The sequence below is a fragment of the Clostridium sp. AF34-13 genome, from assembly GCF_003477845.1.
GTDB classification, from domain to species: domain Bacteria; phylum Bacillota; class Clostridia; order Lachnospirales; family Lachnospiraceae; genus Butyribacter; species Butyribacter intestini.
In genome coordinates this window covers 45,458-62,863 of the sequence record NZ_QUEB01000010.1, presented here as the reverse complement: position 1 = coordinate 62,863, position 17,406 = coordinate 45,458, and the positions used below count along the sequence as shown (strand labels likewise).

The following is a 17,406-nucleotide window of genomic DNA, read 5'->3' as shown; positions in this document are numbered from 1 at the left end:
TGACCCCTGCATATTAATATCATTTATACAATTTTTCTTCTCTTTAACAATACAAGTCCAACACCGATAAACACAATTCCTGCTGCTCCGGCATATCTTGTATCAAAATCCTGTCCTGTTTTCGGAGCTTTATAGCTGCCTGTATGATAATTAACCGGTGCTTTTCCCGACCTTTTAAGAGCCTGTACAGACTTTGAACTTCCTGACTTAGTACCGCTCGTACCACTGCCGCTTTTACTCTTATTGCCTGTTGACTTTTTCTTGTTCGTAGTTTTTTTTGCAGTCGTCTTTTTCTTCTTTGATTTGCTGTCACTTGAACCCGATTTGTCAGCTATCGCTATAATAGTAGTATCCCCCGAAACCGAGTCTATTGTCAATACTCCACTGTCGTATGAATATCCGCCTGAAACTTTCTTTCCGTCTACGGCAACTGAAACTTTTGAACTTTTAAGTTTATATCCGTCATTTGCAGTAAGCTTGACAGAAAAAGATGTTCCTGCCTTTACATTGCTTTCACCCTTGCTCGCCGTAACACCATAAAAGTCATACGAAACCTTATATGTGGATTCTCCACTAGAACCGCCTTTACCCTTAGCTGTGATAACAGTATTTCCATAAACTTCATCTATGGTAAGAACACCGTTTTCATATGTATATCCATCAGTAAGCGTTGCACCGTTCATCGTAACCGTAACACTGTCAGGAAGTGTATATCCATCCTGAGGAGTAAGCGTGATGCTCATTGAACTTCCCTGATTTACAGTTGTTTCCTGTGATGATGCCGTAAGTCCCGTGAGATTATATGTAACTGAATATGTATCATTTTCATCAGCAGATGCAAAACCTGCTCCGTACATACATAATGCCATAACGACAACCAAAACCATTACCTTTTTTATCAATTTCATACTATCCTCATTTCTGCACACTTTTTATATCCGTTAAGTTTGTGTCAAATGTGCACAGACACAAATCTTGTGAGTTAAATTTTTTCACATTAATCTCAATTTCTTTTTGCAATAACAAAAAGTCTTCCGTTTTTTTCTACGCTGTTACAAGTAGACAAAGTTATAAGCTTATCCCCATATTTCATTTTAACCCCTGTATCATAAACTTCCAGACTTTTAATCTTTTCTTTAAAGTTGTCAAATTCCTTCTCACTGGCTGCATTAAGAAAATCATAATATTTAAAAGTATCTGCAGACTCATCCGTTATCTTGGAAAGCCCTACAGCCACAATCTGATAATCATATCTTTTATACAAAGTATCAAATGACATAGTCTTGTGTTTCTCATAATATGACTTATCGAGATAATATTGGAGCGTTCCAAAAATCGAACCGTTTTTCATATTATGTCCATACAATATAACATTGTCATCCGGTTTAAAAACATCATTGCGGGCATCGGCAAAAACTGCTCCCGACTCGTCATTCTCACCGTCAAAATTATGGTCAAGATAAAACTCCTGATATACGGTACTTTGAACCACCGGATAATTTATCTGTGTGCCATTCACCACAAGCCATCCGACAAGGTCTGAGTTTGTCTTATACAGATTTCTGTACTCCGGAAGTATTTTTGATGTATCAATCCCGTTTCCATTGTCACTCGAAGCTTCTTTTAGCTGCTGAAGTTTTCTAATCTCAATAGCACTTTTATAACTCTGGTACTCACCAAATCCAAATACCAAAATAAGCAAAACTCCGATAAGCACAAACAAAATTCCTACCTGTTTTCTCTTTTTGCTGTTTTTTTTATGCTTTTTCTTTTCTTTATGCATATTTTTCTTCATACAAATATACCCTCTAAAAAAAATGTCAAGGATATTCACAATCCACGCAGACACATAAAATCAGTATAAACTATATTCTGACATTTTTCAATAAAATCCAAGCAGATATTCACAATCCTCTCTGTTGCCTGTTACTGTTAAACCTACTGTGTGACCGGCAACGATTACAGTGTTAAGCTCTTTTACAGTCCACATACCGCTTTATAAGATTTTCAAGTTCTATATAGCCTATCGGCTTTGAAATATAATCGTCAAATCCCTCTGACAGATACATACTCTTTGCTCCAAGAACCGCATTTGCAGTCATCGCTATGACCGGAGTATCTTTATTAGGTGAATTTTCCATTTTTCTTATAAGTTTTAATGTCTCTATCCCGTCCATTCCTGGCATCATATGATCAAGAAGAACAAGGTCATACCTGTTGTTTTTCATAAGTTCAAGGCACATCTCTCCGCTGCTTGCAACCTCCACATTTATATCAGTGACACGAAGCAGTTCTTTTACAACTATCCTGTTTGTCTCAACATCATCGACAACAAGAATTTTTGCATCAGGTGCACTTATATGTGTATCCTCATGTTTTTCCCTGTTTTGCAGCTTCAAAACATTTTCACCGTTCTTCTCATGCACTATCCTTTGCAATATCTGGACTTCAAAAACGGAACCTTTTCCAAATTCACTCTTCACACTTATCTCTCCACCCATAAGCCTTACGAGTTTTCTTGTGATGGCAAGACCAAGTCCGTTCCCCTCTATCGTATGATTTCGCTGTTCTTCCGCTCTCTCAAACGGTGAAAAAATCCTTTCAATATCTTTCTTTTTTATACCACGCCCGGTATCTCTTATCTCAAATATCAGCATTATACTCTCCTTATCAGCCTTTTCCCAGCCGACACCAAGCGTAATCTGACCCTTATCCGTATATTTAACGGCATTGTTCATGATATTGATGATAACCTGCTTAATTCTCAAAACATCACCATGCAGATACATTGGAATATCCTTTGCCATATCAAGCCGGAACTTAAGCCCCTTTTCCCTGATTTTCAAAGAAACAAGATTGATTATATCATTGATTACAAACTTAAGATTATAATCCTCTGCAACTATATTTGTCTTACCCACCTCAAGCTTAGACAGATCAAGAATATCATTTATAATACCGAGCAATGTCTGTCCCGCATTTTTTATGTACGAAGCATACTTTGAAACCGTCTCAGAGTCAGACTCTCTCAAAATCATCTCATTCATTCCCAGCACCGTATTTAACGGTGTCCTTATCTCATGACTCATCTGTGCAAGGAAATTTGACTTTGCATTATTTGCATCATCTGCACTCTTTCTTGCTGCCTCAGCACTTTTCCTTGCCGCCTCAAGAGCTTCAATAGTCTTTATCTTATCTGTAAGATCATCAATGATAATAATATATCCCATTGTCTCGCCGTACTCATCAGATATCTGGTTTATATCAAGCCGGCAGTGAGCACCATTCGCCCTGCACCTTACATCTATCTTATTAGAATACCCACCATATTTAAGTTTTTCATTTCCCATTTCAAAAAGATCTGTAAACAAAACATTCTCACAATTTTGTTCTGAAATTTTCAGAAAATCCGTCGCACTTTTATTGACAATCCTAAGTTTCTTATTGTAATCATATATAAGAATCGGCGATTTGACCGAATAGTAAACAAACTCTGATACATTTTCCAGCTTAACTTTATTTTTATTTATAAAAAGATAAATTCTGTAAAGAAGCAACACCCCAAATAACTGTGACAGTGTGCTTCCCGGAAAAGCATTAAATCCAAACACCGGCATTATCGTATCAAGCAGCATACCGGCAACAATAACACTCTCGCAAAACAACAGGCGTTTACCTACGATACGCTCCCACTTGCGCTCTCCGTTTTTTTTCATAAAACCACTGAGTGCAAACAAGCCTATAGCACACACAATACAATATATATCATATAATGTGTTCCATATTCCCGGAACAAACACATATGTCATACCTATTGCAGACATATGATATACAGTATTGCTTTTCTGCATTAAAAACGGATATAGCAGAATTGCCGAAAAAGCAAAGCCTTTTATCGCACTTATCCACAATCTCTTTTGTCCACACCATCTTGCAATGACTAACATAGCACATATCATATACATAAATGTGCCAACCATACCCGCACACCGCCAGTAATATGCACGAAGCGGATCTGTCTGAATCCATATAAATCCAAAACAGAAACTCCAAATAGAACTTCCTATACATACAAGTGCAAAAAGAATATTATTTATTTCTAATTTTTCCCTACTACGCAAAACACTCGCTGACATTATCGTAGTACAGACAAAAAAACCGAACATCACATACGATAGTATTCTGCCCATATCGCTCAACTCCTCTACATTGGCTGTCCCGTTCACACCTATTATGCATCCGTCAGCCTAAAATGCACTTTACCGTCACTATCTTTTAAAAGTACATTATCATATTTACAAAATTTAATCAGGCAGACTTGGAATAAGTTCAACATAAACCTGATCAAACTCCTTTCTAAGTTCTGCTCTGATGTCATTACGAAGCTGCAAAAGAATTTTTGTATTTATCAGATCATTGTGACTTTTAAAATAAATCTCAACCCATGTTTTTCTTCCAGTCTGAATAACATCAAGAAATTCAATATCACAATACACCTTGTCCATATGCTTTTCCGCAACAAATCTTATACTATCCATTATATCCTGTTCGGGGGCAAAAAGCACCAGATTTTTCAGATTTACAAAAATCATTTTCACCGGTTCTATAAGAAGGAAACAAGCCATCACTATGGCAACCACAGGATCGACATAATATGCAATCCATGCAAACTGCGTTTTCTTAACAAGTATCTGTATAAAAAAAGCAACCGCCACACCAAAGCTTGAGATAACATCCAGTTTCCATATGTAAATCTCCGCCTGAATCGTTAGAGAAGCGTATTTTCTGCTGAAATAGTACATTAAAATATAGATTATAAGACACCCCGCACATACCGCAAGCTCAAAAACAGCGATACTCCCGCCATCAACATGCCTGCCCCCGTGAAAAATCGTATAGAGATTGTCCCACACGAGCTGAATCGTTATAACAAGCAAAACGCTGTATTTGATAACTACAAAGAGAGACTCCACCTGCGAAAATCCATACGGTCTTTTTTCCGTGACCGGCTTATACAAAAGAGGTACGAGCACCATAAACGGTCCTATCATTATCAAATCTGTAACATCAAAAATACAATCCATCAAAAGCGAATGTGATTTTGTATAATATGCCATAAATCCTTCTGACAGCATAAACAAAATACTTCCTATTAAAGAGATATTCATGATAATCTTTTCGTATCTCATTTTGTTTTGATTTTTTTCATTTTCTCCCACACCAAAACCTCCCTCATTCCCGATTTTTTCATTTTATAAGCTGCTTCGCACCCCGACTGCCGCCTGTAACTTTGTTTTTCTTCTTCCATGTACTTTTTGCCTGTATCTTTCCGTTTTTTTCACATTCAATATCAAAGATGTTTTTCAAACCGTCCCATGATGTTAAGACCATCCTTCTCAACAACAAAAGCGTGCTCATCAATCTGCTTTAACTCTCTCCTAAGCTGTGCACACTCATATTTAGACAAAATAACAATCGTCATATAAGTCTTTTCCTCAGTATAACCGCCCTTTGCCTCCCACCATGTAGCATCACGCTTAAACTGCTTCACTATATAATCCATTATCTGAACAGGTTCTTTCTTGGTAAAGATAATAACCTCAGCATTTATATTCTGCGTGTGAGTGCGGTCTGTCACGAGCATACTTACTGCCGAATAGATTATACAATAAATTGCCGTCTGAACGCCAAACAAAACAGCACAAATTCCATACACGACGGCATTTAACATAAGTGAAATCCTGCCGACCGAAAATCCCTTAAACTTCTTTGTAAAGAACATTCCTACAATATCCATTCCACCGCTTGAACCACCTGACCTCAAAGCAATACCTATACCTGCACCACCAAATATACCACCTATGATACTCGCTGAAAGTGCATCCGCAACAATAGGCTTAGCTGGTATCGGCACAACACTCAGAAACAAAGTCTGACTAACCACACACACAAGAGTTTTCACAAAAAAATTCTTACTTATTGAAAAATATGCCAAAATAAAAAGCGGCACATTGAGAATCATATTGATAATACCTGCAATATCCGTACTTCCCGAAAAAAGATGCAGATACCTGACAAGAAATGTTCTGATTATCTGACTGACACCAAGCACTCCACCATTATACAGGTCAGCGGGCACAATAAAGAAATTTATGCCCATAGAAAAAATCAGCATCCCCACGACCGCCGTAATATTTCTTTTCCAAAATTCCATCTGTTTATGAGTTATAATAATTCCCATAGCAATCCTCATCTCCGTACAATTATTTGTACACATCAGATATGCTTCAAGTGTGCATCAAATGTATGCATACACAAATCTGATGTGCAATTTTTTACTGTCCTAATTTTATTATCGGCATTTTTTCATCTCTTAATTCCATAAAATAGAGCAAAACCAGCGTTTTGCTCCTAGTGCCTCACTACTTTACGAACATTTTCCTATACAATAAAAAAAGTCCCTACCCAACAGACCAAACTGCCAAACGAGGACTTTCAATGCGCCTCCAGGGGTTCGAACCCTGGACACCCTGATTAAGAGTCAGGTGCTCTGCCAACTGAGCTAGAAGCGCATACAATATAAATAACACCGCTGTCTTACGACAACGATATTACTATATCACACTGTTTTTTATGTGTCAACAGTTTTTTACAATTTTTTTCATCTTTTATGACTCAGACGGAGTGATAAGGTCTCGGCTGTTTTATTGTAATCCATCTTCTCCCAGTCAAAAAGGAGCTTGTGAAAATAATCATGAATTCATAAGAAGAATACTTCTGGCCTTATTTTGACTGATGAATACTATTTTGATGAAAATCAGCCACGCAAAGTAAGAATAAAGATTTCTGTATCAGCAGAAATGTCATTATTAACACTAAAAAAGCCGGAGTCCTACGCAGTTGGGATGAGCTCCATAACACTCTCTTTGAGACATGTACGGATAATTATGGACTAATTCCAATATATTTTTATCATCATCTGATAGTGTTAATTCCTTGCTTTGGGTAGTTTGGTGTGTTTGGGTAGCCACACCATTGACACCAAACTCACCTTTTACCTTACGGTACATATTTACTCTGAAATCGCCATCAAAATCAATCAGCTCTGGCTTTGGTAATCCGTACTCCTCACAGGCTTCAAATAACCTCGGTATTCCGGTTCCCCATTTTATGTTTGATCTGCCGTCATGTAATATGGTTCCTGTATCACACGACTAAATCTTCTTGTATCACTTGCAAGTGGTTATCCCTTACGGACAATTAAAGTATATCAATGCAGGTATTTAATAAAGAGAACCCAGAAGGTAAGTTACTGGTACTGATGGGAAAATTTGCGTAAAAAAATAGGCAGCTCTCTTTCGAACTGCCTACCCGCCAATGGGATATTCGGATCAGGGCTTTACCCACGCCTCCCTACGGATATTACTATTATATTCAAACATTACTATTAAAATTCACTGATTTCATCGTATAGTATCTCCCATTGTTCCGGAAGTATTTTTAATGTATAAATATCTACACTGCTCTTTTTTATCAGTTTCACCAAATCCTTCTTCATGGACTTCGCATCTTCAACAGACAACAATTTCTTCAATGCGTATAATCTGGAATATAAATCATTGTTCTTAGGTAACAGATTTTCTGCATCTTTCTGATGTCGTAGTACAATGGAGGATTTCAGTCCAACCACCATGGAATTATGTGCACAATAATTTCTCAAATTTCGTACACCATCTAGCCATGTATCCACCAGTTCCGTATCTCCTTTAGAATATCTTTTCTCATGAAACAGATATGTAAGCACACCCTTTCTCAAATCGCCGCGAAGATAATTATACATCATTGACATAGTACCAAATTCCGTATAACTGAATGTTACCCATATTGGGAGTTTATTGGTATGCCTGTTTCCACCTTTACGATACTCTTTTAGTTCCGGATATTTAACAACATTTTTTCTCAGTTTTTCTTCTTTGCGTACAATATCATCATAGAAAACGCTTTCAAAATATTTTATATTCGTTTTTCTCTTCTTGGTATCCCTCTCTCCTCTTGACGGAGCATAATACTCCTTTTTCATATAAAAAGTCCCATCCTGTGCCTTTATCGCACAGGCATTAGATATTGCACTCTTAAATCGCACTTCGACACGATTGCAATAATAAATAAGTATTCTCCTCAGATCAACATCAAACTGATACAATGCAAACAATGCATCCTGTGACGATTTATAACCCACATTCTCAACATTAGAAAGCAAAAATTTTCCATATCTGCTCGCTCTAAAATATCCTGCATGCAGTAAAAAACGACGCATTCGTATTCGTTGTCTAAAAGACACATACTTTTTCATCATGTCTATCTGTTCTTCAAGCGTAATCGGTAATTCCTTTTGTGCCATTTTATCTCTCCTTTAGGTAAAAAAAAAGAATGGATATACCATTCTTAATCCCGCTAATGGGATATTTGGATTAAGGCATTACCCATGCCTCCCTACGGCCTATAATTATATTAACACATATTTCAGAACAATGCAAGGCACAACTTGCCGTCTCTGACAATAATTGACCCTGAACTGTTATAACCTCCTAAGCCCCATATCTGTTTGGAATAAGATTATGCATTTCCCCTTTTTTATCATACATTCTGATATAACCGTTAGCGTAAATATCTGTATCACTGTCAGTTTCAAACACACATACACTAAACTTAAGCATACCCGCTTTCTTTATATACATCTCGCAATTCTGAGCTGCAACAGTCTGATTGCCAGCTCGTATGTACTCACAATCTGACGGTGCTACCACACTTAAATACATATTTTTTGAACATACGCCGCTTTCTTCCGGTTTACATATGGTATAAATATTTGCCTGCGTATAATCTATACTTGCAAGATAATCTGCCGGAATAAAAAACTCCTTACTTTTAAATCTGCGATACCTGTCAGACCTCGCTTTCACAGACACACGATACCCGTCAAACTTCTGCAAAACCGGAATATAATCCGAGTTCTCATTTTTGTCACTATAAGCAGCATTGTCTGAAACATCACCGGACTCCGACTCCTCATCGTCATATGGCTTTCCTACATCTGTCATTCTCAACCACAGATTCATATCACCTACCGGCTCACTTTTCCAGCTTCTATGTATAGAATTGTTTCTGTTAAAAATACTCATATCATTTTTAACTGATATATCCGACTTTGCCGATGCTGCTTTGACCGGCTGTGAAACTTTGGTCTTGCTTGTTTTTCCGCCAAAGAAAAATACTATGACAATTGCAAAAACCGCCGCAAGCATTGCAATCCCAAGTAAAGTCCCTATTATATTTTCATAAATCTCTCTACGCATAACTTTTTCCTCCCTTTTGAACTTCCTGTATTTTCCGTATATATTTATTTCCCCTTGTTAATAAATATACTACTCTTTATTTTCTTAAGAAAAAAGTTATTAAACATTTAAGATTTGCTTAAGATTTTGTTACTGCATTATTATTCATAAAAACTTCCCGGCTCCAGATAATCATGTAATGTATCTATTATTCCCTGTTTAAATTCCAAAATTTTTTTCAAAGTTTCTTCATCATTACAAAAAAATTCACTATCACGCACATTCTTATACTTTGTATGTTTTTTACCTTTTTTACAGACATAACTTTTATTTTCCGAAACATTAAGCCTGTTAAAACCTATCATAATTACCCAATATTCCATTTTTTAAAATAGATATAATATTAGCCAAAAGTACAATCGAAAAACTCCATAATGTGTAAATAATCAAATATCTGACTACCAAAAATGAAAACTGCGTACAATCCCGGATATAAATAATATATACCACACACCCAAAATATCCCACCGGTACCATCAACATTATTCCTTTTATCATATGCCTGATAAACTGATCTCATTTCTTCGGATGCTTCATTTGGAAATGCACATACATTCAATATAATCTCAATCAAAAAAGGAACTGTAAAACATACAAAAGTAACAGTAAAAAACACCCCTTTGTCTGGCTATAATATTTATCTGCGTTTTTATATTCTTTAACATCTTAACTCCATTTCTAAATATTTCTTAGTTACATTTATACCCTGTTCAATGGCATCTTTGTCTGCAATCGTCTTATCACTCATTACAATCTCTTTAAGTCTGCCTGTGTTCTGATTATTGAATGTATATTTTTCAATTTTCAAAACGCTGTCAGGTATTGTTATCTTTTCAGGCATCTGAGTGCATTGTGCAAATGCTCCGGCATTTATTTCCGTCATTCCATCAGGTATTTCAAGCGAAGCCTCCTTACCGTCATAATCCGTCAGATATTTTTCTCCCCATATATACATTCCGTTCTGATATTTCATTTCTTTATCAAAAGCTTTATACAATTTTCTTCCAAAATATCCCTCTGTCAATAATGCCTTTACACTATCATATTTAAGAACAATGCCATTTTCAAATGTAATGTCACTCCATTTAAGATTTCCTCTATATGCAGCACCCTCTTCACTTACGGCAAAAGGCACATCCGAGTTGGTCGTAATCTTTTCAATTCCTTTACCGATAACAATACTCTTCGGAACTTTAAATGAAAAATCCACATTCTTGCAGCTATCAGCAAATTTTAACACCGTATTTTTTCCGGCATACATAACAAATGTCTTTCCGTCCTTACTATATATATTGCCATCTACATTTTTATATTTCTTGTCTTTTGACCATACATATATCTTTTTTGCAGATATAATATCAGTATTTACTTTCTTTGTATTAAGCTGCGAATTAAATCTGACCGTGCCGCACTCCTCCGGAAAAGGTGTATCTTTACTCCATGAATTATCTGAATTGCTGCCATTGTCCGCATATCCGTTTCCATAAACATTAAATTCTCCCGGACATACAACTTCCTTTATTTTCTTACATCCCCCAAAAGCCCTGTCTCCAATTTTCTTTACACTTGATGCTATATTCACACTTTCAATATTTGTGCAGCTTCTGAATGCAGATGGCGGCAGCTCAGTAATTCATTTCTTTACAACTACCTTTTTAATAGCAGTATTCTCCCAAAAAAGACCGCTTTCCTTAGAAAAAGCTTTGCCTTTTCCTTTAATCGTAAGAGTTCCTTTCTTTAATGAACAAACCACTTTCTTAACTTTAATCTTATACTTAAATATTGTGTTCTTTCCGGATACTTTTGCATTTATTATTGCAGTACCGGTCTTTTTTCCGGATATACTCAGTTGATTTGCTTTTTTATCAACTATTTTAATATTATTTTTTCCAGATACTACCGTCCATTTAATACTATTACTCTTGTTTCCTACACTAAGTTTTTCACTGTTCCCTATTGCAACCTGCACATTTTTACTAAAGTTTTTTGCTCCGACAGTTTCCTTTCCATAAAAAATTCCTCCTGCCATTGCAAGTCCCATCACCAGCAGATAAATTTCAGATTTAGATTTTTTCATATCAATCCCTCCCACGTAAATTCATTATTCAAAACTTCCTGTTATAATATATAACAGGAAAATTTTTAAAATGTTGCACATATTTAATTAAAATCATGACTCATTTTATCGACATTGCTTTTATTTTCCGAAATATTAAGCCTGTTAAAACCTATCATATGCCTATTCACATTAATAACACTGCATTTATTTTATAGAACTATTAATGGACTATGCAGATCACTCTCTTCTCCTTATGCCTATTTCTATATTTTCCACCACCTTACTCCCAACGATAAAAATTAATATATTTATACAAATAAAATAAAACATTCCCCATAAAACAAAACTCTGTGAAAAATTCCAACTTACAACAACATTTGAAATTATATTAAATTTAAGAATATTCATAGCAATATATTTATTCTTTATAGATTGTGCTGCATAAACAATTATAAGACTAACAGCAATTATAGAATACATAATCAAAACAGCTACATTTACATCTATTTTCATAGATATAACATTTATAACCTGACAGCAGAAAAATGAAAAAAGTGACAGCATAATTATAGTTTGCAAGATTACTGCAATATCCGTTTTTCTTAAACTCTGCTGAGATGTTACTGCTGACATAACTGCATATGGCACCACCGTAATGACTACCCCCATAAGACAATAAAAAAACATATTTATACATTTCTTAAGATACCATACTTTTTTATTTATTAATCGTGTAAATATATACTCTCCGTTTTCCTTAATATCTCCACTTATATAATCACTCAACAATATAATTATAATTGTAATTGCAGCTAATGATTGTACAGCTAAGGTTATTTCGACTTTGTCACGACCATATGACCCTCCAAACATATTTGTTAAAAAAGTCGAGGCAACCGGCTCATTTACTTCATTTTTCCCACCAAAAAATAGAAAGGGTCTAAACAATATCATAAGCGGTATTACTGCAAAAACATACTTATATTTTTTCTTAAAAAACATAATCTCCTTATTCTCCTTTAAACAAGATAATCACAAGAAAATATTTTCTACTTTTCATATAATCCCACAATATTTTTCTTTAATTTATTATAATATGATAATATTTTTGATGAATCACTATAAAATTCCTGACCCATATTATATTTCTTGCTTTTTACTGTTTTATTGTAATCATTACTCAGATTAAAATAATTATAATTCATATTTTCTGCAAGATCTAATATTTTCTTTTTTGACCATTTATTAATCTTGCAATTATTTCCAAAAACCATATATTGATTATCTTTCTCCATAAGATTATAATCCTGACCTACAAGTTTTACAGTCCCCTTTTTATCCATAACAATCCATGAGTTCGTGTTTCTAAGCCATATTTTTTTATATTGGCATTTTCCTTTATAAACTTTTTGAACATTGACCTCTTGCATAATAACACCATTATTTGCATAAGTATTTCCTGTAGGCACCACTTTTACAACAACACTGTTGTCACTTGCATTTTTTAACTCGTCCTTAATCATACTTTTTTCTTCTTTTAAATCATAGTCATTTTCTCCATAATAATAATCTAATATATCTATATTTTTTTCCAAAGAGAAGTCACGCATCTCTGCTGACATATCAGACTTTTTTGAATTGACACTTTTTATTCCAAAAGCTGCTATCAATGATATAATACACACAATAGCAAATATATATAATTTTTTTAATTTAAATTTCATTTTGTTCTCCACTATATTGATGTTTTAAAATTTTTCCTGTTTCAATTTTGTATGTTTCATCACACAAAATCCCAATATCCTCCTCATTGTGACTTGCTAAACATATCAATGTTCCTCTTTCCTTTTCTTCCAATATTATTTTTCGTATAAGATTAACTCCATCTTTATCAAGCGCATTAGTAGGTTCATCTAAAAGAAGTATATCCGGTTTTTCCATTATAGCCTGTGCAAATATCAGTCTTTGACGCATACCCAATGAATATTTTCTGACTGTTCTTTTATCGTTAGGATCAAGTCCTACTCTACTCAAAGCATATTCTATCTCTTTTTCTCCAATAATCCCCTTTATTGATGCTAAAAACCTAAGATTTTCTTTTCCGGTAAATTCCCTATATAATCCTGCATTCTCTATAATTATACCTACAGACAACGGATAACGAGAATTAAACTCAACCGCTTTTCCATCAATCTGCATTTCACCCTTATCAGCTTTTATAAGCCCAGCAATCAATCTCAATATCATTGTCTTTCCCGAACCATTTTTTCCGATAAATCCATATACCTTTCCAGTTTCCAGTTTAACATTTATATCCTTTAAAATTTCAACATCTTTTATTTGCTTACTCACATTATTCAATACTATTGTATGTTTCATATATAACCTCTCCCGTTGAATATTTTATAATTCATCTTCCTTTATTTTTCTTTTTACTACCAAAATCTCCGCTATAACAAAACTTAGCATCACTAATAAAATATATATATAATTTTTTCCTGCCTGTGAATGTGTACAGGTGGACATATAATTTAAAATTGATGTCATGAGATAACATTTACCTTTACTTGCCATTGAAACAAGCACTGTATCAATAGTAGAAAAAATTTCAAAAACTATAAAAGAAAACAACAATATAAATACTTTTCCTTGTCTAACAAACAGTGAAAACACATATGCAGCAACCGACATTACTCCCCCAACAGTTGCAGCAATCAATGTAATAATCAAATTATATATTTGAGGATAATTTATATAGAGATATTTAAAACTCATTCCTTTTGATAATACATTCATGGCAAGATTATCATCTAATATATTAGGAACATAATTTATTGAATATCTACTTATTGTACTAAGATAATCATTTCCATCTTTTGGAAATAAAATGCTGTTCAAAATTATATTTAATGAATATGAAACTGCAATAATAATAAACATTCCAAAAAAGCATACTATTATTTGAGAAAAATAATATTTTTTTCTATCTCCTCTTGTTTGAATATAAAACTTAACTCCTAATTTATTTTCATCGTAAAATGACATCGCATACGGAAAAACCACCAAAAATGGAAAAATAACCACTAAATAATCCCAGCATTGCATAAATGTATTAGCCATAAATACAGAATTTGCTGCCGGCATATTAAATTCAAAGTTTTTCATATATCTGATATATGTCACAAACGGAAACGCTATTGCTATAGCTAACATAACCGCAAATGCAACAATAAATGTTTTCTTTTTTGTCATCAACTTAAAATTTAGTTTTATGTAATTAAGCATACAAACCACCTCTCTGTCTGTACAGTATATTGTATAACATTTTCACTTTACTAAATATTATAATTACTTAGTCTATAGTCTATTTGTTAAACTGATAAATAGTTCCTGTTATTTCTGCATCTAAATTACTTGTATTCCCCTTAACATTTATTGCAAGTTTTTTCTTTGTTGATGTAACCCTGCTGAGTGGAATTGTTGTATATATTCCCTGTGCCACTTTTGTTTTATTACTAATGAGTACACCATCACTGATATTAACAACTCGCCATATACTATATTTATAATCGCTTGAACTTCCATCGTCTTTATACATTGTTGTCACAGTAACATTTAAACTTTTATTCGTCACATTTTTATTGCCTTTCACAATTTGTTTATAGGCATTTCCTTTTATGTATTCCCTAACAAATCCTACATTTCTACCCTCATTTGAAGTTTTTGCATATGCTTTCACTGAAAATATCATACTTAACATAGCCAACATTATAACGCTTATTTTTATATTTTTCATTATATTATATTCTCTCTTTCTTTCATTAAATCTTTATCATAATACATTAGTAAAGTGATTTTGTTATTTTCTTCTACCCACATCATCTTAACAGCCCTCACCCGGGTAGAGGTTAAGGGTGAGGGTGTATTTTGTTTAATAGTCCCATTCCCTTTATACACCTTTCGATATTAATGTTACATTTTTACACTGTAACATCAACATCACTTCTTAGCACGGCTGCTTACCAGCTTTTCTAAGCCTTCTGGCTTTTCCGGTTCAAACAAAAAGGTTCTGCAACTCATAACAGAAACTCCCCCGAAAGCCACCGCCATAGCACAAATCCTGTTGCCATGCTTTTCGATAAACTTCTTTAGTTTTCTCAACCCGTCCTCTCTCCTTTCCGTACTCCGCTCAAGACTTTTTAGTCTTTAACAGATAAAATTTTGTGTAAGACAAACTTTTGCAATCAAAATTGCACTTTTATCTTGCACAATTTATACTATACACCTTTTTTCGACCAAAAACGAAAAAATGGGAAAAGTGGTCAAAATTTAAGGAAAAGTGGTAAATTTCATTGTTTTTTTGCTATTTTTTACCACTTTTCCCCGTTTTTTGACCACTTTTCCCATTTTTTGGCACAATTATATATTTTCATGTATAATAATTATTTACCAGTCATATCTGGGAATACAAGATGCAAAAACAACTATATTATGGATAATTATTATAAACAGCAAAATCTTTCACACAAACTTAGTGTCCGTGCACACCTGACACAAACACCGATATATAAAATGTGTACATAAACAGAAATGAGGAATACTATGAAAATATCAAATACAGCAGCAACGCATATAACAGATTTTTTTATCAATTCAGGCACTATAAGTAATGACGACAGGGCTTCCTATATCTATTGTTTTGAATATGCAATAGATACTATTATATTTCCGCTGACCATTCTTTTGTCAGGACTTATCTTTAACAGATTTATTTCCGCACTTTTATTCGCAGTCATTATCATTCCATTAAAAATGTCTGCCGGAGGTGCTCATGCTTCAACCCGCATAATGTGCAGCATTTTATCTTATTCATTGTATTTTGTCACATTATTTTGTTATCAGTTATTGGGTAATATATCTTTAACACTCTTAAATATATGCTATATAATATGTTGTGTACTTATAATGTATCTGTCACCCGTCGACCACAAAAACAACAGACTTGTCTCAGATGCAAAGCACAGATTAAAAAAATTTTGTATTATATATATAATTTTAATTTCAACTGTATATACGGCATTTATTTATAATGATATGCCTGAATTTTATCTTATGATAAACGCCTGTATATTTATAATTGCAATAAATCAGATAATCGGTAAATTAAAACACTAAATATAAACTGCTAACAGGGAGGATTAATATGAACTATAGAATTGCCGTCTGTGATGATGACCCCGTCTTTTTAGAAGAAACAACAAATCTTATTTTAAATTATCAGTTTGAAAAAGATATGAATCTTACGCTGTCTCCTTTTAAGAGCAGTAAGAACCTGCTTACAAATTTCAGGCACGCTAATGACTATCACATAGTCTTTCTCGATATAGAAATGCCTGAACCAAATGGCATAGAGCTTGCATCTATTATCCGTTCAAGTATAGACCGCCATGTATTTATTGTTTTTGTGAGCAGTTATCCTGAATATATGCATGACAGTTTCAAGGTACACCCTTATAACTATCTGCAAAAACCCGTAAGCAAAGAAACTCTCTTTGAAGTTCTCGATGAAATCCGCCTTGACATGGATGATAATAATTGCTACCTTACTATAGATGCTATTGATAATACATCAACAGCAGTCAATTTTAATGACATTTTATATATTGAGACCATTGATTCCAAAAAAAATCTTTTACAATTTTGTCTGACAGATAAAAAGCTCACTGCGAAAGGCACTTTAAAAGAATGGACAAAAAAACTGGAACAGTTTCCTTTTCAAAAATGCCACAACAGTTTTCTTGTAAATATTGCCCATATTCACTTTTTTTCTGGCTCAGAACTGACAATGGATAATCTTGATACGCTTCCTCTAAGCCGCCGCATGAGGAAAGAGCTTGAAACAGCTTATAAACATCAGTTGGTCATACATGACACCGGGAGGGTTTAGTTTAA

General features: G+C 34.1%; 18 protein-coding genes and 1 tRNA gene. 2 read left to right on the top strand and 17 right to left on the bottom strand.

The window, feature by feature from the left end:
* Positions 1–23 precede the first annotated feature (23 nt).
* The 17 genes from DWZ63_RS09705 to DWZ63_RS15710 all read right to left on the bottom strand — a co-directional run bounded on the left by DWZ63_RS09705 (position 24) and on the right by DWZ63_RS15710 (position 15,615).
* Complete coding sequence (locus tag DWZ63_RS09705; RefSeq protein WP_055946356.1) at positions 24–908, bottom strand: LPXTG cell wall anchor domain-containing protein; 885 nt, start codon at positions 906–908, stop codon at positions 24–26.
* Between the two features lie 95 nt (positions 909–1,003).
* Positions 1,004–1,795 (bottom strand): class B sortase, encoded by a 792-nt coding sequence (srtB, locus tag DWZ63_RS09700; RefSeq protein ID WP_055946353.1) that lies wholly within the window; start codon positions 1,793–1,795, stop codon positions 1,004–1,006.
* Between the two features lie 172 nt (positions 1,796–1,967).
* Positions 1,968–4,190 (bottom strand): ATP-binding protein, encoded by a 2,223-nt coding sequence (locus tag DWZ63_RS09695; RefSeq protein ID WP_055946350.1) that lies wholly within the window; start codon positions 4,188–4,190, stop codon positions 1,968–1,970.
* A 114-nt stretch (positions 4,191–4,304) separates the two neighbouring features.
* Positions 4,305–5,219, bottom strand: a complete 915-nt coding sequence (locus tag DWZ63_RS09690; RefSeq protein WP_243020567.1) for a cation transporter — start codon at positions 5,217–5,219, stop codon at positions 4,305–4,307.
* Positions 5,220–5,350: 131 nt separating this feature from the next.
* Positions 5,351–6,241 carry a YitT family protein gene (locus DWZ63_RS09685; RefSeq protein ID WP_243020565.1) on the bottom strand — a complete coding sequence of 297 codons (891 nt, stop codon included), beginning with the start codon at positions 6,239–6,241 and terminating at the stop codon, positions 5,351–5,353.
* 258 nt (positions 6,242–6,499) lie between these two features.
* Positions 6,500–6,572, bottom strand: a tRNA-Lys gene (locus tag DWZ63_RS09680).
* An 875-nt stretch (positions 6,573–7,447) separates the two neighbouring features.
* The gene (locus tag DWZ63_RS09670) at positions 7,448–8,401 is read right to left on the bottom strand and encodes an Abi family protein (protein ID WP_055946343.1); all 954 of its coding nucleotides are present in this window, start codon (positions 8,399–8,401) and stop codon (positions 7,448–7,450) included.
* 187 nt (positions 8,402–8,588) lie between these two features.
* The gene (locus DWZ63_RS09665; protein ID WP_055946340.1) at positions 8,589–9,356 is read right to left on the bottom strand and encodes a hypothetical protein; all 768 of its coding nucleotides are present in this window, start codon (positions 9,354–9,356) and stop codon (positions 8,589–8,591) included.
* 140 nt (positions 9,357–9,496) lie between these two features.
* On the bottom strand, positions 9,497–9,700 hold the full coding sequence (locus tag DWZ63_RS09660) for a hypothetical protein (protein ID WP_055946337.1): 204 nt from the start codon (positions 9,698–9,700) through the stop codon (positions 9,497–9,499).
* A 353-nt stretch (positions 9,701–10,053) separates the two neighbouring features.
* Positions 10,054–11,019 (bottom strand): leucine-rich repeat protein, encoded by a 966-nt coding sequence (locus tag DWZ63_RS09650; RefSeq protein WP_279217373.1) that lies wholly within the window; start codon positions 11,017–11,019, stop codon positions 10,054–10,056.
* A 9-nt stretch (positions 11,020–11,028) separates the two neighbouring features.
* Positions 11,029–11,472: a hypothetical protein gene (locus DWZ63_RS09645; RefSeq protein WP_118499716.1), complete on the bottom strand. Its 444-nt coding sequence runs from the start codon at positions 11,470–11,472 to the stop codon at positions 11,029–11,031.
* Between the two features lie 219 nt (positions 11,473–11,691).
* Positions 11,692–12,456 (bottom strand): DUF2705 family protein, encoded by a 765-nt coding sequence (locus tag DWZ63_RS09640; RefSeq protein ID WP_055946328.1) that lies wholly within the window; start codon positions 12,454–12,456, stop codon positions 11,692–11,694.
* Between the two features lie 47 nt (positions 12,457–12,503).
* Complete coding sequence (locus tag DWZ63_RS09635) at positions 12,504–13,178, bottom strand: hypothetical protein (RefSeq protein ID WP_055946325.1); 675 nt, start codon at positions 13,176–13,178, stop codon at positions 12,504–12,506.
* Positions 13,168–13,833, bottom strand: coding sequence for an ABC transporter ATP-binding protein (locus DWZ63_RS09630; RefSeq protein ID WP_055946323.1), 666 nt, complete (start codon positions 13,831–13,833; stop codon positions 13,168–13,170). Before DWZ63_RS09630 ends, DWZ63_RS09635 begins: the two co-directional genes overlap by 11 nt.
* 24 nt (positions 13,834–13,857) lie before the next feature.
* Positions 13,858–14,619 (bottom strand): hypothetical protein, encoded by a 762-nt coding sequence (locus DWZ63_RS09625; RefSeq protein WP_147353217.1) that lies wholly within the window; start codon positions 14,617–14,619, stop codon positions 13,858–13,860.
* A gap of 199 nt (positions 14,620–14,818) precedes the next feature.
* Positions 14,819–15,250, bottom strand: a complete 432-nt coding sequence (locus DWZ63_RS09620) for a hypothetical protein (protein ID WP_055946318.1) — start codon at positions 15,248–15,250, stop codon at positions 14,819–14,821.
* 203 nt (positions 15,251–15,453) lie between these two features.
* Positions 15,454–15,615 carry a hypothetical protein gene (locus DWZ63_RS15710; RefSeq protein ID WP_156335837.1) on the bottom strand — a complete coding sequence of 54 codons (162 nt, stop codon included), beginning with the start codon at positions 15,613–15,615 and terminating at the stop codon, positions 15,454–15,456.
* Positions 15,616–16,056: 441 nt separating this feature from the next.
* Here DWZ63_RS15710 and DWZ63_RS09615 point away from each other — a divergent pair, with 441 nt between their 5' ends.
* Together DWZ63_RS09615 and DWZ63_RS09610 are read left to right on the top strand one after the other, a co-directional pair.
* Positions 16,057–16,629, top strand: a complete 573-nt coding sequence (locus DWZ63_RS09615) for an accessory gene regulator B family protein (protein WP_182431484.1) — start codon at positions 16,057–16,059, stop codon at positions 16,627–16,629.
* A gap of 28 nt (positions 16,630–16,657) precedes the next feature.
* Positions 16,658–17,401 (top strand): LytTR family DNA-binding domain-containing protein, encoded by a 744-nt coding sequence (locus DWZ63_RS09610; protein WP_055946312.1) that lies wholly within the window; start codon positions 16,658–16,660, stop codon positions 17,399–17,401.
* Positions 17,402–17,406: the final 5 nt, after the last annotated feature.

Coding starts and splice junctions, on each gene's coding strand:
- DWZ63_RS09635 (WP_055946325.1), bottom strand. CDS start 13,178: ATGAAATTTAAATTAAAAAAATTATATATATTTGCTATTGTGTGTATT.
- DWZ63_RS09695 (WP_055946350.1), bottom strand. CDS start 4,190: ATGGGCAGAATACTATCGTATGTGATGTTCGGTTTTTTTGTCTGTACT.
- DWZ63_RS09615 (WP_182431484.1), top strand. CDS start 16,057: ATGAAAATATCAAATACAGCAGCAACGCATATAACAGATTTTTTTATC.
- DWZ63_RS09625 (WP_147353217.1), bottom strand. CDS start 14,619: ATGAAAAACTTTGAATTTAATATGCCGGCAGCAAATTCTGTATTTATG.
- DWZ63_RS09705 (WP_055946356.1), bottom strand. CDS start 908: ATGAAATTGATAAAAAAGGTAATGGTTTTGGTTGTCGTTATGGCATTA.
- DWZ63_RS09660 (WP_055946337.1), bottom strand. CDS start 9,700: ATGATAGGTTTTAACAGGCTTAATGTTTCGGAAAATAAAAGTTATGTC.
- DWZ63_RS09645 (WP_118499716.1), bottom strand. CDS start 11,472: ATGAAAAAATCTAAATCTGAAATTTATCTGCTGGTGATGGGACTTGCA.
- DWZ63_RS09665 (WP_055946340.1), bottom strand. CDS start 9,356: ATGCGTAGAGAGATTTATGAAAATATAATAGGGACTTTACTTGGGATT.
- DWZ63_RS09620 (WP_055946318.1), bottom strand. CDS start 15,250: ATGAAAAATATAAAAATAAGCGTTATAATGTTGGCTATGTTAAGTATG.
- DWZ63_RS09685 (WP_243020565.1), bottom strand. CDS start 6,241: ATGGGAATTATTATAACTCATAAACAGATGGAATTTTGGAAAAGAAAT.
- DWZ63_RS09630 (WP_055946323.1), bottom strand. CDS start 13,833: ATGAAACATACAATAGTATTGAATAATGTGAGTAAGCAAATAAAAGAT.
- srtB (WP_055946353.1), bottom strand. CDS start 1,795: ATGAAGAAAAATATGCATAAAGAAAAGAAAAAGCATAAAAAAAACAGC.
- DWZ63_RS09640 (WP_055946328.1), bottom strand. CDS start 12,456: ATGTTTTTTAAGAAAAAATATAAGTATGTTTTTGCAGTAATACCGCTT.
- DWZ63_RS09610 (WP_055946312.1), top strand. CDS start 16,658: ATGAACTATAGAATTGCCGTCTGTGATGATGACCCCGTCTTTTTAGAA.
- DWZ63_RS09670 (WP_055946343.1), bottom strand. CDS start 8,401: ATGGCACAAAAGGAATTACCGATTACGCTTGAAGAACAGATAGACATG.